At 58.8% G+C, this 24,213-nt stretch carries 21 protein-coding genes; 15 read left to right on the forward strand and 6 right to left on the reverse strand.

Annotated features, from left to right (window positions below; all coding sequences use genetic code 11):
- Positions 1-149: 149 nt before the first annotated feature.
- From V5E99_RS06045 to V5E99_RS06080, 8 genes are all read left to right on the forward strand, one after another.
- A complete protein-coding gene (locus V5E99_RS06045) occupies positions 150-2,981 on the forward strand; it encodes a 2-oxoglutarate dehydrogenase E1 component (protein WP_499801614.1) in 2,832 nt (943 codons plus the stop codon).
- A gap of 39 nt (positions 2,982-3,020) precedes the next feature.
- Complete coding sequence (odhB, locus tag V5E99_RS06050) at positions 3,021-4,244, forward strand: 2-oxoglutarate dehydrogenase complex dihydrolipoyllysine-residue succinyltransferase (protein WP_499801784.1); 1,224 nt, start codon at positions 3,021-3,023, stop codon at positions 4,242-4,244.
- A gap of 98 nt (positions 4,245-4,342) precedes the next feature.
- Complete coding sequence (gene lpdA / locus V5E99_RS06055) at positions 4,343-5,779, forward strand: dihydrolipoyl dehydrogenase (protein ID WP_499801615.1); 1,437 nt, start codon at positions 4,343-4,345, stop codon at positions 5,777-5,779.
- A gap of 200 nt (positions 5,780-5,979) precedes the next feature.
- Positions 5,980-7,146, forward strand: coding sequence for an ADP-forming succinate--CoA ligase subunit beta (gene sucC / locus V5E99_RS06060; RefSeq protein WP_008148602.1), 1,167 nt, complete (start codon positions 5,980-5,982; stop codon positions 7,144-7,146).
- Entirely contained in the window at positions 7,146-8,027 is an 882-nt protein-coding gene (sucD, locus tag V5E99_RS06065) for a succinate--CoA ligase subunit alpha (RefSeq protein WP_008148605.1), read from the forward strand. Before sucC ends, sucD begins: the two co-directional genes overlap by 1 nt.
- Positions 8,028-8,678: 651 nt before the next feature.
- Entirely contained in the window at positions 8,679-9,992 is a 1,314-nt protein-coding gene (brnQ, locus tag V5E99_RS06070; RefSeq protein ID WP_499801616.1) for a branched-chain amino acid transport system II carrier protein, read from the forward strand.
- Between the two features lie 247 nt (positions 9,993-10,239).
- On the forward strand, positions 10,240-10,977 hold the full coding sequence (locus tag V5E99_RS06075; protein ID WP_499801617.1) for a DUF599 domain-containing protein: 738 nt from the start codon (positions 10,240-10,242) through the stop codon (positions 10,975-10,977).
- A complete protein-coding gene (locus V5E99_RS06080) occupies positions 10,977-11,378 on the forward strand; it encodes an MAPEG family protein (protein ID WP_499801618.1) in 402 nt (133 codons plus the stop codon). Before V5E99_RS06075 ends, V5E99_RS06080 begins: the two co-directional genes overlap by 1 nt.
- Before the next feature lie 68 nt (positions 11,379-11,446).
- Here the strand turns inward: V5E99_RS06080 and V5E99_RS06085 are convergent, their stop codons facing one another.
- Complete coding sequence (locus V5E99_RS06085; RefSeq protein ID WP_499801619.1) at positions 11,447-11,704, reverse strand: hypothetical protein; 258 nt, start codon at positions 11,702-11,704, stop codon at positions 11,447-11,449.
- 158 nt (positions 11,705-11,862) lie between these two features.
- Between V5E99_RS06085 and V5E99_RS06090 the strand changes: the two genes are divergently transcribed.
- The 4 genes from V5E99_RS06090 (at position 11,863) to V5E99_RS06105 (ending at position 15,564) form a co-directional block, all read left to right on the forward strand.
- Positions 11,863-12,339 (forward strand): PaaI family thioesterase, encoded by a 477-nt coding sequence (locus tag V5E99_RS06090; protein WP_499801620.1) that lies wholly within the window; start codon positions 11,863-11,865, stop codon positions 12,337-12,339.
- On the forward strand, positions 12,336-12,788 hold the full coding sequence (locus V5E99_RS06095) for a PaaI family thioesterase (RefSeq protein ID WP_499801621.1): 453 nt from the start codon (positions 12,336-12,338) through the stop codon (positions 12,786-12,788). Before V5E99_RS06090 ends, V5E99_RS06095 begins: the two co-directional genes overlap by 4 nt.
- An 81-nt stretch (positions 12,789-12,869) precedes the next feature.
- The gene (htpG, locus tag V5E99_RS06100) at positions 12,870-14,774 is read left to right on the forward strand and encodes a molecular chaperone HtpG (RefSeq protein WP_499801622.1); all 1,905 of its coding nucleotides are present in this window, start codon (positions 12,870-12,872) and stop codon (positions 14,772-14,774) included.
- Between the two features lie 61 nt (positions 14,775-14,835).
- A complete protein-coding gene (locus V5E99_RS06105; protein ID WP_499801623.1) occupies positions 14,836-15,564 on the forward strand; it encodes a dienelactone hydrolase family protein in 729 nt (242 codons plus the stop codon).
- Positions 15,565-15,673: 109 nt separating this feature from the next.
- Here the strand turns inward: V5E99_RS06105 and V5E99_RS06110 are convergent, their stop codons facing one another.
- On the reverse strand, positions 15,674-16,534 hold the full coding sequence (locus tag V5E99_RS06110; RefSeq protein ID WP_499801624.1) for a pirin family protein: 861 nt from the start codon (positions 16,532-16,534) through the stop codon (positions 15,674-15,676).
- A gap of 61 nt (positions 16,535-16,595) precedes the next feature.
- Positions 16,596-17,012 carry an OsmC family protein gene (locus V5E99_RS06115; protein ID WP_499801625.1) on the reverse strand — a complete coding sequence of 139 codons (417 nt, stop codon included), beginning with the start codon at positions 17,010-17,012 and terminating at the stop codon, positions 16,596-16,598.
- Positions 17,013-17,316: 304 nt separating this feature from the next.
- On the opposite strand from V5E99_RS06115, the gene V5E99_RS06120 reads away from it, so the two are divergent.
- Positions 17,317-18,942: a methyl-accepting chemotaxis protein gene (locus V5E99_RS06120; protein ID WP_499801626.1), complete on the forward strand. Its 1,626-nt coding sequence runs from the start codon at positions 17,317-17,319 to the stop codon at positions 18,940-18,942.
- Positions 18,943-19,083: 141 nt separating this feature from the next.
- On the opposite strand, the gene V5E99_RS06125 is transcribed toward V5E99_RS06120, so the two are convergent.
- From V5E99_RS06125 to purM, 3 genes are read right to left on the reverse strand one after another with little or no spacing between them, the layout of a single operon-like run.
- Positions 19,084-19,797, reverse strand: a complete 714-nt coding sequence (locus V5E99_RS06125) for a DUF3108 domain-containing protein (protein ID WP_499801627.1) — start codon at positions 19,795-19,797, stop codon at positions 19,084-19,086.
- Positions 19,798-19,805: 8 nt separating this feature from the next.
- A complete protein-coding gene (purN, locus tag V5E99_RS06130) occupies positions 19,806-20,456 on the reverse strand; it encodes a phosphoribosylglycinamide formyltransferase (protein WP_499801628.1) in 651 nt (216 codons plus the stop codon).
- Positions 20,456-21,514: a phosphoribosylformylglycinamidine cyclo-ligase gene (gene purM, locus V5E99_RS06135; protein ID WP_133836547.1), complete on the reverse strand. Its 1,059-nt coding sequence runs from the start codon at positions 21,512-21,514 to the stop codon at positions 20,456-20,458. The genes purN and purM overlap by 1 nt, the downstream gene beginning before the upstream one ends.
- 383 nt (positions 21,515-21,897) lie before the next feature.
- On the opposite strand from purM, the gene V5E99_RS06140 reads away from it, so the two are divergent.
- Both V5E99_RS06140 and V5E99_RS06145 read left to right on the forward strand, forming a co-directional pair.
- On the forward strand, positions 21,898-22,959 hold the full coding sequence (locus V5E99_RS06140) for a DUF8605 domain-containing protein (protein WP_499801629.1): 1,062 nt from the start codon (positions 21,898-21,900) through the stop codon (positions 22,957-22,959).
- A gap of 38 nt (positions 22,960-22,997) precedes the next feature.
- Positions 22,998-24,071 carry an AI-2E family transporter gene (locus tag V5E99_RS06145; protein ID WP_499801630.1) on the forward strand — a complete coding sequence of 358 codons (1,074 nt, stop codon included), beginning with the start codon at positions 22,998-23,000 and terminating at the stop codon, positions 24,069-24,071.
- Positions 24,072-24,213: the final 142 nt, after the last annotated feature.

Genomic DNA, 24,213 nt, shown 5'->3' on the forward strand with positions numbered 1-24,213 from the left:
GAAGAAATGAGACAAGCAGGGGCATCCGGGCTGGTACCCGGACTATCAGCGTGATCCTAAGTGGCTTGTTTTGGTCGCTGCATTCGGACTTCTGCAAGTTTGCTCGGTGTCGACGCCGGTGGTGTTCCCCTAACCGAGGGTGACCAAGCATGCAAGAAAGCGTGATGCAGCGCATGTGGAACAGCGCCTACCTATCCGGTAGTAACGCTGCCTATGTGGAAGAGCTCTACGAGCTCTACCTGCACGACCCTAACGCTGTGCCAGAAGAGTGGCGCACCTACTTTCAGAAGTTGCCTGCTGACGGCAACACTGCCACCGATGTTTCGCACTCCACAATTCGCGATCATTTCGTCTTGCTGGCAAAGAACCAGCGCCGCGCCCAACCGGTTTCCGCCGGCAGCGTGAGCAGTGAGCACGAGAAGAAGCAAGTTGAAGTGCTGCGATTGATCCAGGCCTACCGTATGCGTGGCCACCAGGCAGCCCAGCTTGACCCGCTGGGGCTGTGGCAGCGTCCTGCACCTGCAGACCTGTCGATCAATCATTACGGCTTGACCAATGCCGATCTTGATACGACCTTCCGTGCCGGCGACCTGTTCATCGGCAAAGAGGAGGCGAGCCTACGCGAAATTCACGAAGCGTTGCAGCAGACATATTGCCGCACCATTGGCGCTGAATTTACGCATATCACCGATTCCGAGCAGCGTCACTGGTTCCAGCAGCGTCTGGAAAGCGTGCGCGGCCGTCCGACGTACTCTGCCGACATCAAGAGCCACCTGCTCGAACGCGTCACTGCCGGCGAAGGTCTGGAAAAATACCTGGGCACCAAATACCCGGGTACCAAGCGTTTCGGTCTGGAAGGCGGCGAGAGTCTGATTCCGATGCTCGATGAGCTGATCCAGCGTTCCGGTTCCTACGGCACCAAGGAAATCGTAATCGGCATGGCCCACCGTGGCCGTCTCAACGTGCTGGTCAACACCTTCGGCAAGAACCCGCGCGAGTTGTTCGACGAGTTCGAAGGCAAGAAGAAGGTCGAGCTGGGTTCCGGTGACGTTAAATATCACCAGGGCTTCTCGTCCAACGTCATGACCGCCGGCGGTGAAGTTCACTTGGCCATGGCCTTCAACCCGTCGCACCTGGAAATCGTTTCTCCAGTGGTCGAGGGTTCGGTTCGCGCCCGCCAGGATCGTCGTAACGACCCTACCGGCGAGAAGGTTCTGCCGATCTCCATCCACGGTGACGCGGCATTCGCCGGTCAGGGCGTGGTGATGGAAACCTTCCAGATGTCGCAGACCCGCGGTTTCAAAACCGGCGGCACCGTGCACATCGTGATCAACAACCAGGTCGGTTTCACCATCAGCAACCCGCTGGACTCGCGTTCCACCGAGTACGCGACCGACGTTGCGAAAATGATCCAGGCGCCGATCCTCCATGTGAATGGCGATGATCCGGAAGCCGTATTGTTCGTGACCCAGCTGGCCATCGACTACCGCATGCAGTTCAAGCGTGACGTGGTGATCGACCTGGTCTGCTACCGTCGTCGCGGCCACAACGAGGCCGACGAGCCAAGCGGCACCCAGCCTCTGATGTATCAGCAGATCACCAAGCAGCGCACCACCCGTGAGCTGTACGCCGATCGCCTGACTCAGGCCGGCGTGCTGGACGTAGAGCGTGTTCAGGCGAAAGTCGACGAATATCGCAACGCGCTGGACAACGGTCTGCATGTTGTAAAAAGCCTGGTCAAAGAGCCGAACAAAGAGTTGTTCGTGGACTGGCGTCCGTACCTGGGCCACGCCTGGACTGCGCGTCACGACACAACGTTCGACCTCAAGACCTTGCAGGAACTGTCCGCCAAGCTGCTGGAAATCCCGGAAGGCTTCGTGGTTCAGCGCCAGGTCTCGAAAATCTACGAAGACCGTCAGAAAATGCAAGTCGGCGGCCTGCCGATCAACTGGGGTTACGCTGAAACCATGGCGTACGCGACCCTGGCGTTCGAAGGTCACCCGATTCGCATGACGGGTCAGGACATCGGTCGCGGTACGTTCTCGCACCGTCACGCTGTTCTGCACAACCAGAAAGACGCGGGCACCTACATCCCGCTGCAACACCTGTACAACGGCCAGCCACGTTTCGACCTGTACGACTCGTTCCTGTCCGAAGAAGCCGTACTGGCGTTCGAATACGGTTACTCGACCACCACGCCTGAGGCGCTGGTGATCTGGGAAGCCCAGTTCGGCGACTTCGCCAACGGTGCCCAGGTGGTTATCGACCAGTTCATCACCAGTGGCGAGCACAAGTGGGGCCGTCTCTGCGGTCTGACCATGCTGCTGCCGCACGGTTATGAAGGTCAGGGTCCGGAGCACTCTTCGGCTCGTCTGGAGCGTTACCTGCAACTGTGCGCCGAGCACAACATTCAGGTAGCCGTGCCGACTACGCCGGCTCAGATCTACCACTTGCTGCGTCGTCAGGTGATTCGCCCGCTGCGCAAACCGTTGATCGTGCTGACACCGAAGTCGCTGCTGCGTCACAAACTGGCTATTTCGACCCTGGAAGATCTGGCCCAAGGTTCGTTCCAGACCGTGATCCCGGAAATCGATGCTCAAGATCCGAAAAAGGTCGAGCGCATTGTTCTGTGTAGCGGCAAGGTCTACTACGACCTGCTGGAAAAACGCCGTGCCGAAGGTCGTGATGACATCGCCGTCGTGCGTATCGAGCAGCTGTACCCATTCCCTGAGGACGACTTGAACGAAGTCCTGGCTCCTTACACCAACCTCAAACATATCGTTTGGTGTCAGGAAGAGCCGATGAACCAGGGTGCCTGGTACTGCAGCCAACACCACATGCGTCGCATCGTGGGCAATCACAACAAGGCCCTCGTTCTCGAGTACGCCGGCCGTGATGCTTCCGCTGCACCGGCTTGTGGTTATGCATCGATGCACGCTGAGCAGCAGGAAAAACTGTTGCAAGACGCCTTTACTGTTTAACGCCTTCGCGCACCTGAAACCGAATTTAAGGACCCACAGATAATGGCTATCGAAATCAAAGCCCCCACTTTCCCGGAATCGGTTGCCGATGGCACCGTTGCCACCTGGCACAAAAAACCAGGCGACGCCGTCAAGCGTGATGACCTGATCGTCGATATCGAAACCGACAAAGTGGTACTGGAAGTGTTGGCCACCGCCGACGGCGTGCTGGGCGCAATCGTCAAGAACGAAGGCGACACCGTTCTGTCCGACGAAGTCCTGGGCTCCATCGAAGCGGGCGGCGCTGCTGCCGCGCCAGCCGCTGCCGCTGCTCCGGCCGCTGCACAAGCTGCTGCTCCGGCCGCCGAAGGCGAAGACGATCCTGTTGCTGCACCGGCTGCTCGCAAGCTGGCTGAAGAAAACGGCATCAACATCGCTTCCGTTGCCGGCACTGGCAAAGGTGGTCGTGTGACCAAGGAAGACGTGGTCGCTGCTGTTGCTGCCAAGAAAGCCGCTCCGGCTGCCGCACCTGCCAAGGCTGCTGCTCCGGCTGCCGCTGCTCCTGTGTTCGCCGCTGGCGACCGCATCGAGAAGCGCGTACCGATGACCCGCGTGCGGGCCACCGTTGCCAAGCGTCTGGTAGAAGCCCAGTCGAACATGGCGATGCTGACCACGTTCAACGAAGTCGACATGACCGAAGTCATGGCCCTGCGTTCGAAGTACAAGGACCTGTTCGAGAAGTCCCACAACGGCGTGCGCCTGGGCTTCATGTCGTTCTTCGTTAAAGCGGCTACCGAAGCGCTGAAACGCTTCCCGGCTGTCAACGCGTCGATCGACGGTGCCGACATCGTTTACCACGGCTACGCCGACGTCGGTGTTGCTGTTTCCAGCGACCGCGGCCTGGTTGTACCGGTTCTGCGTAACGCCGAACTGATGAGCCTGGCTGAAATCGAAGGCGGCATCGCTGCTTTCGGCAAGAAAGCTCGCGACGGCAAGCTGTCGATGGACGAAATGACCGGTGGTACGTTCACCATCACCAACGGTGGTACCTTCGGTTCGATGATGTCGACCCCGATCGTCAACCCGCCGCAAGCGGCCATCCTGGGCATGCACAACATTCTGCAGCGTCCTATGGCGATCAACGGTCAGGTTGTAATCCGTCCGATGATGTACCTGGCGCTGTCCTACGATCACCGTCTGATCGATGGCAAAGAAGCTGTGACCTTCCTGGTTACCATCAAGAACCTGCTGGAAGACCCGGCTCGTTTGCTGCTGGATATCTGATAGAAGCAGCCACAGGTCTCAAGCCACCCGTTGCAAGCAATTGCAGCCTGGCTTGAGGCTTGTGGCTTCAAGCTTGTTGCCAAAAGAGGATTTTTTGAATGTCGCAGAAATTTGACGTAGTAGTGATCGGTGCGGGCCCTGGCGGCTACGTGGCTGCCATCAAAGCAGCGCAACTGGGTCTCACCACTGCCTGCATCGAGAAATACACCGACAAGGAAGGCAAACTGGCTCTGGGCGGTACTTGCCTGAACGTCGGCTGCATTCCATCCAAGGCGCTGCTGGACAGCTCCTGGAAATACAAGGAAGCCAAAGAAGGCTTCGCGATCCACGGTATCAATCACGCTGGCGTGACCATGGACGTGGCTGCAATGGTTGGCCGTAAAGCCAACATCGTCAAAGGCCTGACCTCTGGCGTTGCAACCCTGTTCAAGGCTAACGGCGTTACTTCCCTGCAAGGCCACGGCAAACTGCTGGCCGGCAAGAAAGTTGAACTGACCAAGCCAGACGGCACCGTTGAAATCATCGAAGCCGAGAACGTGATTCTGGCTTCGGGCTCGCGTCCGATCGACATTCCGCCGGCTCCGGTTGACCAGAAGGTGATCGTCGATTCGACCGGCGCACTGGAATTCCAGGCCGTACCTAAGCGTCTGGGCGTGATCGGCGCTGGCGTGATCGGTCTGGAACTGGGTTCGGTATGGTCCCGTCTGGGCGCTGAAGTCGTGGTTCTGGAAGCACTGGAGAAGTTCCTGCCAGCGGCTGACGACGCGGTTTCCAAGGAAGCCTTCAAAACCCTGACCAAACAAGGTCTGGACATCAAGCTGGGCGCTCGCGTTACCGGTTCCAAAGTGAACGGCGACGAAGTCGTTGTGAACTACACCGATGCCAATGGCGAACAGACCATCACGTTCGATAAGTTGATTGTTGCCGTTGGTCGCCGTCCAGTGACCACCGAGCTGCTGGCCGCTGACAGCGGTGTGACCATCGACGAACGTGGTTTCGTTTTCGTTGACGACCAGTGCGCCACCAGCGTTCCGGGCGTTTTCGCAATCGGTGACGTGGTTCGCGGCATGATGCTGGCGCACAAGGCGTCCGAAGAAGGCATCATGGTTGTAGAACGCATCAAGGGCCACAAAGCCCAGATCAACTATGACCTGATCCCGTCTGTTATTTATACTCACCCGGAAATCGCGTGGGTCGGTAAAACCGAGCAAGCCTTGAAAGCTGAAGGCGTTGAAGTTAACGTCGGCACTTTCCCGTTCGCAGCCAGTGGCCGTGCCATGGCAGCCAACGACACCGGTGGTTTCGTGAAAGTCATTGCTGATGCCAAGACTGACCGCGTACTGGGCGTCCACGTGATTGGCCCGAGCGCTGCAGAACTGGTTCAGCAGGGCGCAATCGGTATGGAATTCGGCACTAGCGCTGAAGACCTGGGCATGATGGTTTTCTCCCATCCGACCCTGTCCGAAGCCTTGCACGAAGCTGCTCTGGCAGTGAATGGCGGCGCCATTCACATCGCCAACCGCAAGAAGCGTTAACACAAGACAATAAGAAACCACGGCGGAAGGCCCGTCGTGAGCCTTGCGTGCAAGACTCACCGCGGAATGTCCGCCGGACGCAGCCTTGCGTAGTCTCACCGGTTATCCGGAACACCTACGCAAGCAGCAGTCACAGGTGGTGCGGCACTTGAACGAGTGCAGCACCGAATGCGCAGTACCTAACGAAGACGGTAATAAGCATGAATCTTCACGAGTATCAGGGTAAGCAGCTGTTCGCTGAGTACGGCCTGCCAGTATCCCAGGGTTTCGCCGTAGACACCCCGGAAGCAGCAGCAGAAGCGTGCGACAAAATCGGCGGGACCGAATGGGTTGTCAAAGCCCAGGTTCACGCAGGTGGTCGCGGTAAAGCGGGCGGCGTTAAGCTGGTTCGCAGCAAAGAAGACGCCAAAGCATTCGCTCAACAATGGTTGGGCAAGCGTCTGGTGACTTACCAGACTGATGCCAATGGTCAGCCAGTCACCAAGATCCTGGTTGAATCGTGCACTGATATCGCTAAAGAGCTGTACCTGGGCGCTGTCGTTGACCGTTCGAGCCGTCGCATCGTGTTCATGGCTTCCACCGAAGGTGGCGTGGACATCGAGAAAATCGCTCACGACACTCCAGAAAAAATCCTGAAAGCCACGATCGATCCACTGGTTGGCGCTCAGCCATTCCAGGGTCGCGAGCTGGCATTCCAGTTGGGTCTGGAAGGCAAGCAAGTTGCTCAGTTCGCCAAGATCTTCGTCGGTCTGGCCAAGCTGTTCAAGGATCACGACCTGGCTCTGCTGGAAGTGAACCCGCTGGTGATCAAGGCTGACGGCGATCTGCATTGCCTCGACGCCAAGATCAACATCGACGCCAACGCCATGTATCGTCAGCCTAAGCTGAAGACTTTCCACGATCCGTCGCAAGACGATCCGCGCGAAGCGCACGCTGCCAAGTTCGAACTGAACTACGTAGCACTGGAAGGCAACATCGGTTGCATGGTCAACGGTGCTGGCCTGGCCATGGGTACCATGGACATCGTCAACCTGCATGGCGGCAAACCAGCCAACTTCCTCGACGTGGGCGGCGGTGCTACCAAAGAACGCGTTACCGAAGCGTTCAAGATCATCCTGTCCGACACTAACGTGGCTGCAGTACTGGTCAACATCTTCGGCGGCATCGTTCGTTGCGACATGATTGCCGAAGGCATCATCGGTGCAGTGAAAGAAGTCGGCGTGAAAATCCCGGTTGTTGTTCGCCTTGAAGGCAACAACGCTGAGCTGGGCGCTAAAGTACTGGCAGAAAGCGGTTTGAACATCATCGCTGCTACCAGCCTGACCGACGCTGCTCAACAAGTTGTCAAAGCTGCGGAGGGCAAGTAATGAGCGTCCTGATCAATAAAGACACCAAAGTTATCTGCCAGGGTATTACCGGTTCGCAAGGTAGTTTCCACACCCAGCAAGCCATCGAATACGGCACCAAGATGGTCGGTGGCGTTACTCCTGGTAAAGGCGGCACCGAGCACCTGGGTCTGCCAGTGTTCAACACCGTGAAAGACGCTGTAGCTGCCACTGGCGCCACCGCCAGCGTGATCTACGTTCCAGCTCCTTTCTGCAAGGACTCCATCCTGGAAGCAGCCTTCGGCGGCATCAAGCTGATCGTTTGCATCACTGAAGGCATTCCTACCCTGGATATGCTGGATGCCAAGGTCAAGTGCGACGAACTGGGCGTAGTCCTGATCGGTCCTAACTGCCCAGGCGTGATCACTCCAGGCGAATGCAAGATCGGCATCATGCCAGGTCACATTCACTTGCCAGGCAAGGTCGGTATCGTTTCCCGTTCCGGCACCCTGACCTACGAAGCTGTGAAGCAGACTACTGACGCCGGTTTCGGTCAGTCGACTTGCGTCGGCATCGGCGGTGACCCGATCCCAGGCTCGAACTTCATCGACATCCTGAAACTGTTCCAGGAAGACCCGAAGACCGAAGCGATCGTCATGATCGGTGAGATCGGCGGTTCGGCTGAAGAAGAAGCGGCTGCCTACATCAAGGCACACGTGACCAAGCCGGTTGTTTCCTACATCGCTGGTGTGACTGCCCCTGCGGGCAAGCGCATGGGCCATGCTGGCGCAATCATCTCTGGCGGCAAGGGCACTGCAGACGAGAAGTTTGCTGCCCTGGAAGACGCAGGCGTTAAAACCGTGCGTTCGCTGGCAGACATCGGCAAGGCTTTGTCCGAGCTGACCGGTTGGGCGATCAAGTAAGCCTCGCGCTTAGCTGACGCTTCACCAGACAAAGGCCACCTTCGGGTGGCCTTTGTTGTTTCTGAAGGTCAAAAGATCGCAGCCTTCGGCAGCTCCTACGATGGCCCTCTGTAGGAGCTGACCGGTTGGGCGATCAAGTAAGCCTCGCGCTTAGCTGACGCTTTACCAGACAAAGGCCACCTTCGGGTGGCCTTTGTTGTTTCTGAAGGTCAAAAGATCGCAGCCTTCGGCAGCTCCTACGATGGCCCTCTGTAGGAGCTGACCGGTTGGGCGATCAAGTAAGCCTCGCGTTTAGCTGACGCTTCGCCAGACAAAGGCCACCTTCGGGTGGCCTTTGTTGTTTCTGAAGGTCAAAAGATCGCAGCCTTCGGCAGCTCCTACGATGGTCCTCTGTAGGAGCTGCCGAAGGCTGCGATCTTTTGCTCTTTTTAATACGTAAACGCGACATAGAAATGTCGCGTATCGGATAGTTCGCCCCCTAACAGTGCGTTTGTCGTGCAAATTCGTTAGGCTAGCAGCCATTTTTGCGTCCGCCGCCCACAAGGCCGCTATGCGCTAAACGGGTCAGTCCTATACGGATCGACAGCATTTCCCTCACCCATAAGGGAAATCCCTCTCTAAATTCCGATTCAGTAGTGTGGTATTTCCTTAATGAAAGTGTTGAAAGGCCAGGACATCCTGGCACTTGGTTTTATGACGTTTGCCCTGTTTGTCGGGGCTGGCAACATCATCTTCCCGCCTATCGTCGGTTTGCAGTCCGGGCCTCATGTCTGGATGGCGGCGTTGGGCTTCCTGGTCACCGCAGTCGGTCTGCCGGTCATTACCGTGATAGCGCTGGCCAAAGTCGGTGGCGCGATGGATGCGTTGAGCAGCCCGATCGGTAAAGTCGCTGGCGGCGTGCTCGCAGCCGCGTGCTATCTCGCTGTCGGCCCGCTGTTCGCCACGCCGCGCACCGCCACCGTGTCGTTCGAAGTGGGTCTAGCGCCGCTGACCGGCGAGAGCCCGCTGGCGCTGTTCCTCTATAGCTCGGTGTATTTCCTGCTGGTGTTCTTCATCTCGCTCTACCCTGGGCGGTTGCTGGATACCGTAGGACGTTTCCTCGCACCTCTGAAAATCATCGCTCTGGCCGTGCTCGGTATCGCCGCGTTCGCATTGCCGGCCGGTGATATCGGCGTGGCCACCCCTGAATACGTCGCGGCGCCGTTTTCCCAAGGCTTCATCAATGGTTACCTGACCATGGATACCCTGGGCGCGCTGGTGTTCGGCATTGTCATCGTTAACGCGATCCGCTCCCGTGGCGTTGAGTCGCCCGCGTTGATCACCCGTTACGCGATCATTGCCGGGCTGATTGCCGGTGTGGGTCTGGCGCTGGTTTACATCAGCCTGTTCCGCCTCGGTTCGGGCAGCCATGAAGTGGCCGCCGGTGCCGCGAACGGCGCGGCGGTGTTGCATGCTTACGTGCAGCACACCTTCGGTTCGCTGGGCAGTGGTTTTCTCGCCGTGCTGATCTCCCTGGCGTGCCTGGTGACGGCGGTCGGCCTGACCTGTGCCTGCGCCGAGTACTTCAGCCGCGTGTTGCCACTGTCCTACAAGACACTGGTCATCATCCTGGCGGTGTTCTCGCTGTTTGTGTCCAACCTGGGCCTGACCAAGCTGATTGCGTTCTCGATCCCTGTGCTGACCGCGATCTACCCGCCGTGCATCGCCCTGGTTGCCCTGAGCTTCTGCAAGGACTTCTGGCGTGAGCAGGGCCGCATCGTTGGCCCGGTGATGCTGGTGTCGTTCATCTTCGGTCTGATCGACGCACTTAAAGGCGCCGGTCTGGCGGACTGGATGCCGACTCAACTGTCGCACTTGCCGCTGAGCGAGCAAGGCCTGGCATGGCTGGTGCCGTCGGTCATGACCCTGGTGGTGGCCGCTGTGTGCGACCGTCTGCTGGGCAAGCGCGAAGAAGCTTTGGCCTGATTTATGGCCCGCCACAAGCGGGCACATAAGTAGAAACACAAATGCCCCGTATCCATCGATACGGGGCATTTTTTATGAGCGCCGGGCCGTGTCTTTTCCCACGAACCAACGTCGAACCACTACCTGTAGGAGCGGGGCTTGCCCGCGAAGGCGATATGACATTCGATATCTTCATCGACTGACACACCGCCTTCGCGGGCAAGCCTCGCTCCTACAAGGTATCGCCAAACATCTCACAGGGAATTGCATGTCGTTCATTCACGCCAACCTGATCCACCTTCTCGCCGCGCTCTGGTTTGTTATCTGCTGGGGCGGCTACACCCGTTATGCGACGTGGAAGGGCCGTGACACCGCGTGCCTGGCCAGCGTGTTGCACCTGTACCGCGAAGACTGGATGCGTCGCATGCTGCTGCGTGACAACCGCATCGCCGATGCCAGCGTGATCGGTAATCTGGAGCGCAACGCGTCGTTCTTCGCCTCCAGCACGCTGATTATCCTGGCGGGCATTCTCACGGTGCTGGGCGCTTCGGAAAGGGCTGTGTCGTTGTTGGCGGACATTCCCATGGTGCAGCAGGCCTCCCAGGGCATGTCGGAGATCAAGTTGCTGTGCCTGGCGATGGTGTTTGTCTACGCGTTCTTCACCTTCAGTTGGTGCATGCGCCAGTACAACTTCGCGGCGGTTCTGGTCGGCTCGGCACCGATGATCGGTGAGCGGCATGTGTCCGAGCAGGAGCGCAAAGCCTTCGCGGCGCGCGCGGCGCGGGTGATTTCCATGGCGGCCAACCAGTTCAACTTCGGCCTGCGCTCGTACTATTTCGGCATGACCATGCTGGCCTGGTTCGTCAGCCCATGGTTGTTCATGTTGATGAGTACCGGCGTAGTGCTGGTGTTGTATCGCCGGGAGTTTCATTCCGACGTTCTCGACGTGATGGTCTATACCCCTACTGAGGCGCCAATGCCCGAAGCCAACAAAGAGGCCGCTTGATGAGTATTCCGTTCTGGTGTGTGTTTATCAGCGCATTGCTGATCTATGTAGCGCGTATGCCGGTGGCCAAGGCCATGAAAGAGCAGGGCGGTTACAACAATCATTTGCCGCGTCAGCAACAGGCACAACTGACCGGTTTCGGTGCCCGTGCACTGGCGGCTCACCAGAACAGTATCGAAGCCTTTATCTTATTTGCGGTGGGGGTGTTGATGGCGCACACCACACAAACGGCGGGGTGGTTGATTGATTCGCTGGCGATCATCTTCGTGGTCGCGCGCATTATCTACTTACTGTGCTATTGGGGCGATCTTGCCTGGCAGCGCAGTTTGGTGTGGATCGTTGGACTCGTGTGTTCGTTATTGCTGATGATTAGTCCGACTTTTAGAACCGTGTTGCTCTAATCCGCCAACTAACAGGCAAAAGAAAACCCGCACATGGCGGGTTTTCTTTTATCACGCTAAAAACTGTTTTAGTTTTTAGGTGCTTCGGCAGGGGCGGCCGGAGCGGCTTCCTGTGCAGCCGCTTTGTTCGATTCAGCCTGATCTTTGGCGGCTTCGGCGTTTTCTTTCGCCGCGTCGTTCACTTTATCCTGAGCTTCGTTCATTTTTTGCTGGGCTTGCTCAGCATGTTGGTTAGCATCTTGAGCTTTGTCCTCGGATTTTTTATCGCAGGCAGCGAGACCGAGGGAAGCGGTCAACATCAAGGCAATAGCTAAAGTCTTACGCATGGGGTGTTTCTCCTTATGGAAAATATCTACTGGCCTTTCGAGCACCGCCCCACGCGATAAGTTCCTCATTTCATACAGATATATAAGTTTTAAGCTCGATGGAACTTTTGACTGATAACCAAATGCTTTGACCTGAAACTAAGAAGAGTTCTTATCCAATGGCCGAAAACCCCGTTTTTGAGCGCGCGACACGATTTCTCTCGGCACTGCGACATTGTCAGGTGCTGGGCTTGCGAGTTCACAGTGCGAGTACGGACGGACTAACGGTCGTCCTGCCTTATAGCCCGCAAATCGTCGGCAACCCGCAAACCGGCGTCATCCACGGTGGCGCCCTGACGTCGCTGATGGACACCGCGTGCGGTATGTCCACCCTGTGTGTATTGCCGGAGTTCGAAGTCTGCCCGACCCTCGATTTGCGCATCGACTATATGCACGCCGCTGAGCCCCATAAAGATGTCTACGGTTTCGCGCAATGCTACCGGGTGACCACCGATGTGATCTTCGCCCGGGGCTTTGCCTATCAGGACGACCCCGAGCAGCCCATCGCCCATGTGGTGGGCACCTTCATGCGCATGGGCAAGGGCATCAAAGGCACCAAAGGCTTTGGTGGCAACCTCGCCGGAGGTGCGAAATGACTGACGCGTTCAAGGAACAACTGCAACAGGCCCATGCGCACGGGGACTACGCCTCGCTGCTGCACTTGATCCCCTACGCCAAGTTGATTGGCATCGAATGTTCGCGAGTCGGGGATGAGCTGCTGTTTCGCCTGCCGGCCAACAAGGACAACATCGGCAACCCTTTATTGCCAGCCATTCATGGTGGTGTGATCGCTGGGTTCATGGAGCTTTCAGCGGCGTTGCACCTGTTGATTTTCACCGGCTCGCCCGGGGTGCCGAAGATCATCGACTTCTCCCTCGATTACCTGCGCGCCGGGCAATTTCGCGATACCTGGGCGCGCTGCCAGGTTTGCCGCCAGGGGCGTCGGGTGGCCAACGTGGCGATTACGGCCTGGCAAACCACCGAGGCCGAGCCAATTGCCACCGCTCGTGGGCATTTCAAAATCGAGGAGCCCTTGAAATCCTGAACTCAGCCCCCAACTTTGATGACAACCCGCCGCCGACCCTGAAGGTCGCGGCCACTGCCATCTGATTGGAGTTTGATGACCATGAGTGTGGAAACTCAAAAGGAAACCCTGGGCTTCCAGACCGAGGTGAAGCAACTGCTGCACCTCATGATCCATTCGCTGTATTCCAACAAGGAAATCTTCCTTCGCGAATTGATCTCGAACGCCTCTGACGCTGTCGACAAATTACGTTTCGAAGCCCTGTCCAAGCCTGAATTGCTGGAAGGTGGCGCCGAACTGAAAATCCGCGTGAGCTTCGACAAGGACGCTAAAACCGTCACCCTCGAAGACAACGGTATCGGCATGAGCCGTGACGATGTGATCACCCACCTGGGGACCATCGCCAAGTCGGGCACTGCCGATTTCATGAAAAACCTTTCTGGCGACCAGAAAAAAGATTCCCACCTCATCGGCCAGTTCGGTGTGGGCTTCTACTCGGCGTTCATCGTGGCCGATAAAGTCGACGTGTTCAGCCGTCGTGCCGGCGCGCCTGCCAGCGAAGGCGTGCACTGGTCGTCCAAGGGCGAAGGCGAATTCGAAGTTGCCACCGTCGAGAAAGCCGATCGCGGCACCCGTATCGTCCTGCACCTCAAGGCTGCTGAAGACGAATTCGCCGATGGCTGGCATCTGCGCAACATCATTAAGAAGTACTCCGACCACATCGCCCTGCCGATCGAGTTGCCGAAAGAAGTGGCAGCCGCTGAAGGCGAAGAGCAGCCAGCCGTTGAATGGGAAACCGTCAACCGCGCCAGCGCCCTGTGGACTCGGCCTCGCAACGACGTGAAGGACGAGGAATACCAGGAGTTCTACAAACACATCGCCCACGACTTCGAGAATCCGCTGAGCTGGACCCATAACAAGGTCGAAGGCAAGCTGGAATACACCTCGCTGTTGTACGTGCCGACCCGCGCACCGTTCGACCTGTACCAGCGTGAAGCGCCGAAAGGCCTGAAGCTGTACGTGCAACGTGTGTTCGTGATGGATCAGGCCGAGTCGTTCCTGCCGTTGTACCTGCGCTTCATCAAAGGCGTGGTCGATTCCAACGACCTGTCGCTGAACGTGTCGCGGGAAATCCTGCAGAAAGACCCGATCATCGATTCCATGAAGTCGGCGCTGACCAAGCGCGTTCTGGACATGCTGGAAAAACTGGCGAAGAACGAGCCTGAGCAATACAAAGGCTTCTGGAAAAACTTCGGCCAGGTCCTGAAAGAAGGCCCGGCTGAAGATTTCGCCAACAAGGAAAAAATCGCTGGCCTGCTGCGTTTCGCCTCCACTCAGGGCGAAGAAGGCGAGCAAGTGGTCGGTCTGGCGGACTACCTGGCTCGCGCCAAGGAAGGTCAGGACAAGATCTACTACCTGACCGGCGAAACCTACGCGCAAGTCAAAAACAGCCCGCACCTGGAAGTCTTCCGCAAGAAAGGCATCGAAGTGCTGCTGCTGACCGACCGCATCGACGAGTGGCTGATGAGCTACCTCAGCGAGTTCGACGGCAAGAGCTTTGTCGACGTGGCACGCGGTGACCTGGACCTGGGCAATCTGGACTCGGAAGAGGACAAGAAAGCTGCGGAAGAAGTCGCCAAGTCCAACGAAGGCCTGGTTGAGCGTCTGAAAACCGCACTGGGCGACTCTGTTGCTGAAGTCCGGGTTTCCCACCGTCTGACCGACTCCCCGGCGATTCTGGCCATCGGCGAGCAAGACCTGGGCCTGCAAATGCGTCAGATCCTCGAAGCCAGCGGGCAGAAGGTTCCGGATTCGAAGCCGATCTTCGAATTCAACCCGGCTCACCCGCTGATCGAGAAACTCGACGCCGAGCAAAGTGACGAGCGCTTTGGCGATCTGTCGCACATCCTGTTCGATCAGGCGGCCCTGGCGGCCGGCGACAGCTTGAAAGACCCGGCAGCCTACGTGCGCCGCCTCAACAAGCTGTTGGTTGAACTGTCGGTTTAACTACGTTGTACAAAAACCCGCTTCGGCGGGTTTTTTCATTCTTGCGTCTTAGGAGTTTGAGATGAGCCAAGTCACTGTGCGTTCCGTGGTCTATCAGCTTGATGGCCAGTCTTATGAAAGCCGTCTGGCGTTCGATGCCGATCACAAAGGGCCGCGGCCGGGGCTGTTGATGGCGCCGAACTGGATGGGCATCAGCGCCGGTGCCGAAGAGATCGCCAAGTCGGTGGCGGCCAAGGGTTATGTGGTGCTGATCGCTGACCTTTACGGGCAGTCGGTTCGTCCGCAGAACGGCGACGAGGCGGGCGCGGCGATGATGCCGTTGAAGGCTGATCGCGCCTTGCTGCGTCAGCGTATGGCGGTGGCGTTCGAGCAACTTCAGGCTCAGGGCGAGGCGGCAGTCGATACCTCGAAACTGGCGACCTTCGGTTTCTGCTTCGGCGGTTGCTGTGCGCTGGAACTGGCCCGCAGCGGTGCGCCAGTGAAAGCGGCGGTGTCGTTTCATGGCTCGCTGGATACGCCGAACGTCAATGACGCGAAAAACATCAAGGGCTCGGTACTGGTGCTGCACGGTGCGTCCGATCCTCTGGTGCCGAAAGAGCAGTTACCGGCGTTTGAAGCTGAAATGAATGCGGCGGGTGTGGATTGGCAATTGCTGAGCTACGGCGGGGCGGTGCATTCGTTTACCGATCCGCATGCGAATGTGCCGGGCAAGATGATGTATGACGCGAAGACCGCAGGGCGGGCGTTTGTGTCGATGCATCACTTGCTGGATGAGGTGTTTGGCGGCTGATTGTTCTTAAGATCAAAAGATCGCAGCCTTCGGCAGCTCCTACAGGTTATGCGTGATGCGCACACCCGCGTAGGAGCTGCCGAAGGCTGCGATCTTTTGATTTTTAGTCTCAAGGCAACTCAATCCGCTCACTTTCCCCCGGCACCGTCGGCCAATCCCCGGCCGCCCAGCGCCGGCGGGCTTCATCGATGGCCGCCGGATCGCTCGCGACAAAATTCCAGTTGATCCGCCGTGGCCCATCCAGTGGCGCGCCGCCGAACAACACGGCGTGACAGTCGCTCTCGGCAAACAACGTCATTTCCTCCCCGGCCGGCAACACCACCAGCGAATGCGGCTGCACCGGCTCGCCATCCAGTTGCGCCTCGCCATCGAGCACATACAGTGCCCGCTCTTCATGCTCGGTGGGAATCAGCAAGGTCGTCGCGGTTTGCAGGTTCAGTTCGGCATACAGCGTAGGAGAAAGCACTGGCGCCGGCGATTCCAGGCAAAAGCCTGACCCGGCAATCATCCGGATCTTTACCCCAAGGTTATCGCTGACCGGCAACGTGGCTGCCGGGTGATGACTGTAATGCCCCGGACCCTGCTCATGCGCCTTGGGCGAGGCCAGCCAGACCTGCAAGCCATGCATCGTGAAGCCGCTGTCTTTCAGCGCTTGCGGGGTGCGTTCAACGTGGGCGATCGCGCTGCCCGCCGTCATCCAGCTGACATCGCCGGTATCGACTACCTGATCGGAGCCGAGGCTGTCCTTGTGCTGGATCTGCCCCTGGAACAGGTAGGTCAGGGTCGACAGACCGATGTGCGGATGTTGTCGGATGTTCATGCCTTTGCCCGCCGGATAACGGGTTTCGAGCATGTGGTCGAAAAACACGAATGGCCCGACGCTGCGGCATTGGGATGACGGCAGCGGACGAAGAATCGGCTGGCCTTCGACATCTTCTGCGCGGGGGCGGATCACGAGGGGCGTGTTCATGGTGCATTCCAGGCTGGGCGGGTGATGCGCAGAGCATAACCCGCCGCTGACATCGTGGTGCTTACTGGCTATCAAAGCCTTGTGGGGCATGGGTTTCGATGCTGACGTCGGTGGTGGTCATCAGTTTGTGGATCGGGCAACGGTCAGCCACGCGCAGCAACTCTTCGCGTTGGGCGTCGCTGAGCACGCCTTTGAGCGTGAGCGTGACATGCAAGGCGTATTTGCCTTTCTGCTCTTCGCTGTTGTCGCGTTTGACCTCGACCCCCACGCCGGTCAGCGGGATGTTTTTCTTCTTGGCATACATCTTCAATGTCAGGGCTTTGCAGGCCCCGAGGGCGGCGTCGAAGTAATCATGGGGCTCTGGCGCCGAGCCTTCACCGCCGGCGGCAACCGGCACATCGGCGAAGAATTCATGGTCATCGATCTGGACACTGTGACGAAAACCTTCACTGGAAACGGTATTGACGGTAACAGTCATGGGAAACCTCATCGGCAGTAGGAAAAGTCATTCGATCAAAATAGACCCTGAAGGTATAGAGCATGTGTGCTGTGTCGCGTTCCCAAAAAAATCGCAGCGCCCACAGGCGCGTAGGAGCTGCCGAAGGCTGCGATCTTTTGATTGTGCTTGTGCTTTACCCGGCTGAATCGTTCCCGCCCGAGGATCGAAGTAGCAAGGCGTTTTGATATCACGTTTTGGTCTTACGCAAATTTTCCGAAGGCCGATACCGTCTAAAGCAACCCGCTGCAGGGATATGCAGTGCATTTTGGAAGGAACCAAAGCGATGAGCATTCGAAGTCTCAATATTGCGCCGCGGGCGGGCCTGGGTTTTGGCTTGCTGGCGTTAATGGTGTTTGGCTTGGGGGCGTTCGCCCTGCAACAGATGTCGAACATGCGCACCGAGTCCGATCAAGTCGACAACAACTGGCTGCCCAGCGTGATGGCGGTGGGGGAGATGAGCCAGGACATGCTGCGCCTGCGCGCCTTGACCATGCGCCTGCTGATTAACCGCGATCCTCAGGCACTGGCTCAAAACGTCAGCAAGCTCAATGAGCTGAAAGGCTCGCTGGGTGACGCGCAACAACGCTATGACGCGTTGATCGTGTTGCCGCAGGAGCGCTCGCTGTTCGATCGGTTTAAAGCTTCAGAACAGAAGTACCTGCAGTTTCAGGGGCAAGTGATGACCCTGTCGGCCCAGGGACAAGTCGAAGACGCGGCAGCCATCCTCAATCGTGAGATGAGCCCGTTGGCCGACGAAATCGCTGTCACGCTCAAAACCCTGGTGGATTTGAACAAGCAAAACGCCAACCTGGCGACGGAGGCGGCGCGCCAGGTGTTCAGCCGTTCGCGGGTCTGGGTCGGTGTGATGATCGGGGTGGCCGGGCTGATGACCATCGGCCTGGCTTTGCTGCTGACCCGCAGCATTGTCTTGCCGTTGTCTCAGTCGCTGCGGGTGGCGGAGGTGGTGGCCGGCGGCGATCTGACCGGCGACATTCACATCACCGGCAAGGACGAGCCGGCGCGTTTGCTGCACGCGCTCAAGAGCATGCAGCAAAGCCTGCGGGAAACCATCCGGCGCATCTCCGATTCGTCCAGCCAATTGGCGTCGGCCTCGGAAGAACTCAGTTGCGTCACTGAAGAGGCGACCCGTGGCCTGCACCAGCAGAGCCTGGAAATCGAGCAAGCGGCCACGGCGGTCAATCAAATGACGGCGGCGGTGGAGGAAGTGGCGAGCAACGCGGTGGCGACCTCCGAAGCGTCCCGGGAGTCTGACCGGATTGCCCAGCACGGGCGCGAGCAGGTGCACCAGACTGTGCTGTCCATCGAGTCCCTGGCGGACGATGTCACCGCCAATGCTTCCCAGGTCGAAGATTTGGCGCAGAAGGTCTATGGCATCAGCAAGGTGCTGGACGTGATCCGCTCGATTGCCGAGCAGACCAATTTGTTGGCCTTGAACGCGGCAATCGAAGCGGCGCGCGCCGGTAATGCCGGGCGCGGTTTTGCCGTGGTGGCGGATGAGGTGCGCGCGCTGGCCCATCGCACGCAGCAATCGACCCGGGAAATCGAGCTGATGATCAGCGGCATCCAGCAAGGCACCGATTCGGCGGTCAGTTCAATGCAGCAGAGCAATAGCCGGGCCCGTTCAACCCTGGAGGTGGCGAAGGCAGCGGGTGTTGCATTGGAAGAGATTGCCTCGGCGTTCACCTTGATCAATGAGCGCAACATCGTGATCGCCAGCGCCTCGGAGGAACAGGCGGCGGTGGCGCGGGAGGTGGATCGCAATTTGATGAACATCCGGGACCTGGCGTTGCAGACCTCGGCCGGGGCGAACCAGACCAGTGCGGCGAGCCAGGAGTTGTCGCGGCTGGCGGTGGACCTGAATACCCTGGTGGCGCGGTTTTCGGTCTGATCTGCAGATCAGGATCAAAAGATCGCAGCCTGCAGCAGCTCCTACAGGTTTTACGCTATCCATGTAGGAGCTGCCGCAGGCTGCGATCTTTTGACTCAAAAAAAAGCCCCGCTAATGCGGGGCTTCTTATGTCGAGCCGGATCAGCTGCCTTTGACAGCCTTGCCGTTGACCGTGCCGTCGAGGAGCATGATGTTGTACTCCTTGCCGTCGGTTTCAACTTGTTGCAGGCGGACCAGCAGGTAATCCCAATCCTTGGCGAACCACATGACCGTGGTGCGTTTGCTTTGTGTCGGGTCGCGCACGCGCTCGACCTTGATCGCATCGATCTGGCCAGCCTTGGTGTCGACTTTTTCTGCGCCCAGGACACGGAAGTCATAGGTATCGACTTCGCCGTCATCGACGACCTGGTAGCTCATGCTTTTCTTGCCAGCGGCCACGTCGTGTTGCAAGGCCAACTGATACGTGGATTTGTCGACCATGCCGCGATTGAGCGGGATCTTGACCGCGTCACCACGATCGGTGCCGGTGACCATTTTGGTGGTCCAGTCGAAATCCAGGTCAGCCTTCTTGGCTTTGCCCAAGCCACCCCGTTCGAAGTGGTAGGACTGAGGCAGCAACGTGTCCTTGTCCAGGGTCAGGGTGCTTTCTTCACTCAGGCTGGCGATCATCATCGATGCCTTGAAGCGCAGTTTCCAGACGCCGTTCGCTTCCTTGGTCAGGCTGCGTTCCGCGGTGCCGCTCATGGGAAGCTGCTTCCAGTCGGCGGTGTAGCTGGCGGAGAAAGGTTGAAGGTCTGCCGCCTGTGCCAGAGGCAGGGCGAACAGAGCGCAAGCGAAGAGCAGGGCGCGACGCATAAAATCTCCTAGGTTCGAATCAAGTGGCCGCTGGCCGCGAGTAACTTTCCATCCAGTAAAGCACCGTGTTCGCCGAGTGATAAACGACCTTCGGCAAACCAGCGTACGGCCATCGGGTAGATCAGGTGTTCCTGAGCATGGACCCGCTGCGCCAGACTCTGCGGCGAATCGTGCAACTCTACCGGTATTACTGCCTGTACGACCAGAGGTCCGCCATCGAGTTCCTCGGTGACGAAGTGCACGGAGCAGCCGTGCTCGGTGTCGCCGGCCTCCAAAGCGCGCTGATGAGTGTGTAACCCTTTGTATTTGGGCAGCAGCGAGGGATGGATATTGAGCAGGCGACCCTGGTAGTGACGCACGAAGTCAGCGCTGAGAATGCGCATGAAACCGGCGAGTACCACGAGTTTGGGATTGAAGGCGTCGATCAGTTCGATCAGTGCGGCATCGAAGGCCTCGCGGCCGTCGAATGCCTTGTGATCCAGGGCGCGGGTGTCGATACCCGCATCCCTGGCGCGTTGCAGGCCAAAGGCGTCGGCGCGATTGGAAATCACCGCAGCGATGCGGACCGGGCTGTCGCCGGTCCGCGTGCTGTCGATCAAGGCCTGCAAGTTACTGCCGGTGCCGGAAAGCAGCACCACGACATCACAGGTGGCGGACATTAGTGCGCCTTAAGGTTCTTCAGTTCGACCTGAGCCGCGCCTTCGGCAGCGGTGGAGATCTGACCGATGACCCAAGGCTGCTCGCCCGCTTCACGCAATACATTCAGCGCGGTTTCAACGTGCTCTTGAGCCACGCAGATCACCATGCCGACGCCGCAGTTCAGCACGCGGTGCATTTCGTTTTCGTCGACGTTGCCTTTCTCTTGCAGCCAGTCGAACACCGCCGGGCGAGTCCAGCTAGCCACGTCAACCACCGCTTGAGCGCCTTTAGGCAGCACGCGCGGGATGTTGTCGAGCAGGCCGCCACCGGTGATGTGGGCCATGGCTTTGACCGCGCCGGTGTCCTTGATCAGCTTGAGCAGCGGCTTCACGTAGATACGGGTCGGGGCCATCAGCAGGTCGGTCAGCGGTTTGCCGTCGAGCTGGATGTTTTCGATGTCGGCACCGGACACTTCGATGATCTTGCGGATCAGCGAGTAGCCGTTGGAGTGCGGGCCGGACGATGGCAGGGCCAGCAGGGCGTCGCCGGCAGCGACTTTGGAACCGTCGATGATTTCGGATTTTTCCACGACGCCGACGCAGAAGCCGGCCAGGTCGTAGTCTTCGCCTTCGTACATGCCAGGCATTTCAGCGGTTTCGCCGCCGACCAGGGAGCAGCCGGACAGTTCGCAGCCTGCGCCGATGCCGGTCACGACCTGGGTCGCGGTTTCGACGTTGAGTTTGCCGGTGGCGTAGTAGTCGAGGAAGAACAGTGGTTCGGCGCCGCACACCACCAGATCGTTGACGCACATGGCGACCAGATCGATGCCGATGCTGTCGTGCTTGTTCAGGTTCAGCGCCAGGCGCAGCTTGGTGCCGACACCGTCAGTACCGGAAACCAGCACAGGCTGCTTGTAGCCGGCCGGGATTTCGCAGAGGGCGCCGAAACCGCCCAGGCCGCCCATGACTTCCGGGCGCGCAGTGCGCTTGGCGACGCTCTTGATGCGTTCGACCAATGCTTCACCGGCGTCGATGTCTACACCGGCGTCCTTGTAGCTCAGGGAGGGTTGCTTGCTCATGATCCAGGCCTTTAGGGGGGATTCAGGGGTAACGACCGAGTCCAGTGGGACCGCCGGAACAGACGAAGGCCAGAGCCTTGCGAACATTTCAGGGTGCCCGGCTGTTGCCGGTCTGCGAAGGCGCGCGATTTTATCAGGCTTGAGGGGCAGCGGCCATCCTCGCGCCGACGGCAGGAGGCATATCAGCCGAAAAAAACCATTATTGCGCTCGTTCGTGACGCCTCTCATAGCTGTATAAGGTATCGCCATTAACCGTCTATCGTTATGACAGTCCTAAAAACTTATCGAGGCCGGGTGAATGTTTTGCGCAGGGTGATGGTCACAGCCTTGCTCGATGCTTTCATGCGGCCAGTTCCAGCCGCTCTTGTCGTCAGGAATCTTCCATGCGTTTTTTTTCTAAATCTCTGTTTGTGGGTTGTTTGTCCCTGGTCAGCCTGGCGAGTCATGCCGAACCCGTGAAAGGCCTTTATCAAGTCCGTCAGCCTGTCACCGGCCAGAGCGCCGAGGTCCGCGATCAAGCGACCCAGGCCGCGCTGGATACGCTGGTATTGCGCCTGACCGGCGATCCCAAGGCTGTGCAGAATCCGGGCTTGGCGGCGATCCGCAAGGACCCGCAGCAAATCATCAGTCAGTACGGCTTTGATGCGGGGCCGCCGGAAGTGCTTAAAGTCGATTTCGACCCGGCCACCACCGAGCAGGCATTGCGCCGCGCCGGGTTGTCGTTGTGGGGCGCGAATCGACCATCGATTCTGGGCTGGTGGTTGAGCGATTCCGCCGAGGGCTCAAGCCTGGTGGGCGATGGTCAGGCCAGCGCCGCGCCGCTGCGTCGTGCGGCGCAACACCGTGGTTTGCCCCTGCGCCTGCCGTTGGCGGATTTGAGTGAGCAACTGGTGGCCACGGCGCCCAATCTTGAAGGGTCAGATGCGGCGCCATTGCGCGGCGCATCGGAACGTTACAACGCCGACGCCTTGCTGGCAGTGCATGCCCGCGAAGAGGGCGGTCAGTGGCAGGCTAAATGGCATTTGTGGCTGGGCGACCAGAAGGAAGCAGGCAGTGTGCAGGGCGCAGATCAGGCTGCCGTGGCCGATGCGGTCATGCTGGCGGTGGCTGAGCGCCTAGCCCCACGGTTTGTCGTCAAGGCCGGGACGTCCGGCGAGCAGTTGCTCGAAGTGCAGGGCATGAACCTTGAACGTTATGCCGCGCTGGGGCATTTGCTGGAGCCTTTTGGTGGCCGGCTGGTCAGCGTCGATGGCGATCACATTGTTTATCGGGTCAATGGCAGTGCCGAGCAATTGAAGGCGCAGTTGTCCTTGGCGAAGTTGCAGGAGATTGCGGCCGGTGAAGCGCCGGCTCCAGTCGCACCGGTTGCACCAGTGGCCGACGGTTCGGCGCCGGTTGCAGTGCCAGCCCCGGCACCGGTGCCGCAGCTGCGATTCCGTTGGTAATGTTTTCTTTCTTTATATAGACACATAGGGAGTTGTATATGGCCGATACGCGGCGTTGGTTCTGGTTGGGTGGGGTGGTCCTGCTCTGCGTGTTCGTCTGGCTGTTGCATCCGATCCTGACGCCGTTTCTGGTGGCGTTGCTGTTGGCCTATCTGTTCGATCCTCTCGTGGATCGGCTGGAGAAGGCCGGCCTGTCGCGGACTTGGGGCGTGGTGGCGGTGTTTGCACTGTTTACCTTGATCTTCACCACCTTGCTGCTGGTGCTGGTACCGATGCTCGCCAAGCAGTTGTTCCGCTTGTATGAACTGGCGCCGCAGATGCTCGACTGGTTGCAGCACACGGCGCTGCCTTGGGCACAGTCGAAATTTGGCCTGTCGGATAACTTCTGGAAGTTCGACAAAGTCAAAGCAGCGATCACCGAGCACATGGACCAGACCACCGACATTGTCGGGGTGGTGCTGAGCCACGCGACGGCGTCCGGGCTGGCGTTGATCGGCTGGCTGGCCAATCTGGTGCTGATCCCGGTGGTGAGCTTCTACCTGCTGCGCGATTGGGATCTGATGATGGCGAAGATCCGCAGCCTGTTGCCCCGCGACCGCGAAGAGCGCGTGGTGACCCTGGCCGGTGAGTGCCATGAAGTGCTCGGTGCATTTGTGCGCGGGCAGTTGCTGGTGATGCTGGCGTTGGGCGTGATCTATGCCGCAGGCCTGATGCTGGTTGGGCTGGAGCTGGGCCTGTTGATCGGTCTGATTGCCGGTCTGGCGGCCATCGTGCCGTACATGGGGTTTGTCATCGGGATTGGCGCGGCGTTGATTGCCGGGCTGTTCCAGTTCCACGGCGACCTGTATCCGATGCTTGGCATCGTTGCGGTCTTCATGGTTGGGCAGGCGCTGGAAGGCATGGTGCTGACGCCGTTGCTGGTCGGCGACCGGATCGGCCTGCATCCGGTGGCGGTGATTTTCGCGATTCTGGCCGGTGGCGAACTGTTCGGTTTTACCGGGGTGCTGCTGGCGTTGCCGGTGGCGGCGGTGATTATGGTGCTGGTGCGCCATCTGCATGATTTGTATAAAGATTCGGATGTGTACAGCGGCGTCGATGAACCCGAGCTTTAAGCTGGTTTGATCACGCGTCGCGGGCGGCCTGGTTTATCGCCAGGCTGGCCCGCTTCCCTCCCTTGGCTGTCACATGCACCGCCAAAGAAACTGTCATAAAACCAGTGCGTTAACGCAAACCTTTGATTTTGCTTGTGGTCTG

The organism is Janthinobacterium sp. LPB2021202312-11-4 (assembly GCF_037049705.1).
In the GTDB taxonomy this organism is placed as follows: Bacteria; Pseudomonadota; Gammaproteobacteria; order Pseudomonadales; family Pseudomonadaceae; genus Aquipseudomonas.

What these genes read in the sequence shown, in the direction of transcription:
- purM (WP_133836547.1), bottom strand. Translation starts at nt 21,514, where the DNA reads ATGAGCAAGCAACCCTCCCTGAGCTACAAGGACGCCGGTGTAGACATC.
- sucC (WP_008148602.1), top strand. Translation starts at nt 5,980, where the DNA reads ATGAATCTTCACGAGTATCAGGGTAAGCAGCTGTTCGCTGAGTACGGC.
- purN (WP_499801628.1), bottom strand. Translation starts at nt 20,456, where the DNA reads ATGTCCGCCACCTGTGATGTCGTGGTGCTGCTTTCCGGCACCGGCAGT.
- lpdA (WP_499801615.1), top strand. Translation starts at nt 4,343, where the DNA reads ATGTCGCAGAAATTTGACGTAGTAGTGATCGGTGCGGGCCCTGGCGGC.
- sucD (WP_008148605.1), top strand. Translation starts at nt 7,146, where the DNA reads ATGAGCGTCCTGATCAATAAAGACACCAAAGTTATCTGCCAGGGTATT.
- V5E99_RS06080 (WP_499801618.1), top strand. Translation starts at nt 10,977, where the DNA reads ATGAGTATTCCGTTCTGGTGTGTGTTTATCAGCGCATTGCTGATCTAT.
- V5E99_RS06125 (WP_499801627.1), bottom strand. Translation starts at nt 19,797, where the DNA reads ATGCGTCGCGCCCTGCTCTTCGCTTGCGCTCTGTTCGCCCTGCCTCTG.
- V5E99_RS06115 (WP_499801625.1), bottom strand. Translation starts at nt 17,012, where the DNA reads ATGACTGTTACCGTCAATACCGTTTCCAGTGAAGGTTTTCGTCACAGT.
- V5E99_RS06120 (WP_499801626.1), top strand. Translation starts at nt 17,317, where the DNA reads ATGAGCATTCGAAGTCTCAATATTGCGCCGCGGGCGGGCCTGGGTTTT.
- V5E99_RS06145 (WP_499801630.1), top strand. Translation starts at nt 22,998, where the DNA reads ATGGCCGATACGCGGCGTTGGTTCTGGTTGGGTGGGGTGGTCCTGCTC.
- V5E99_RS06090 (WP_499801620.1), top strand. Translation starts at nt 11,863, where the DNA reads ATGGCCGAAAACCCCGTTTTTGAGCGCGCGACACGATTTCTCTCGGCA.
- V5E99_RS06110 (WP_499801624.1), bottom strand. Translation starts at nt 16,534, where the DNA reads ATGAACACGCCCCTCGTGATCCGCCCCCGCGCAGAAGATGTCGAAGGC.
- V5E99_RS06140 (WP_499801629.1), top strand. Translation starts at nt 21,898, where the DNA reads ATGCGTTTTTTTTCTAAATCTCTGTTTGTGGGTTGTTTGTCCCTGGTC.
- V5E99_RS06045 (WP_499801614.1), top strand. Translation starts at nt 150, where the DNA reads ATGCAAGAAAGCGTGATGCAGCGCATGTGGAACAGCGCCTACCTATCC.
- V5E99_RS06075 (WP_499801617.1), top strand. Translation starts at nt 10,240, where the DNA reads ATGTCGTTCATTCACGCCAACCTGATCCACCTTCTCGCCGCGCTCTGG.
- htpG (WP_499801622.1), top strand. Translation starts at nt 12,870, where the DNA reads ATGAGTGTGGAAACTCAAAAGGAAACCCTGGGCTTCCAGACCGAGGTG.
- V5E99_RS06105 (WP_499801623.1), top strand. Translation starts at nt 14,836, where the DNA reads ATGAGCCAAGTCACTGTGCGTTCCGTGGTCTATCAGCTTGATGGCCAG.
- V5E99_RS06085 (WP_499801619.1), bottom strand. Translation starts at nt 11,704, where the DNA reads ATGCGTAAGACTTTAGCTATTGCCTTGATGTTGACCGCTTCCCTCGGT.
- V5E99_RS06095 (WP_499801621.1), top strand. Translation starts at nt 12,336, where the DNA reads ATGACTGACGCGTTCAAGGAACAACTGCAACAGGCCCATGCGCACGGG.
- brnQ (WP_499801616.1), top strand. Translation starts at nt 8,679, where the DNA reads ATGAAAGTGTTGAAAGGCCAGGACATCCTGGCACTTGGTTTTATGACG.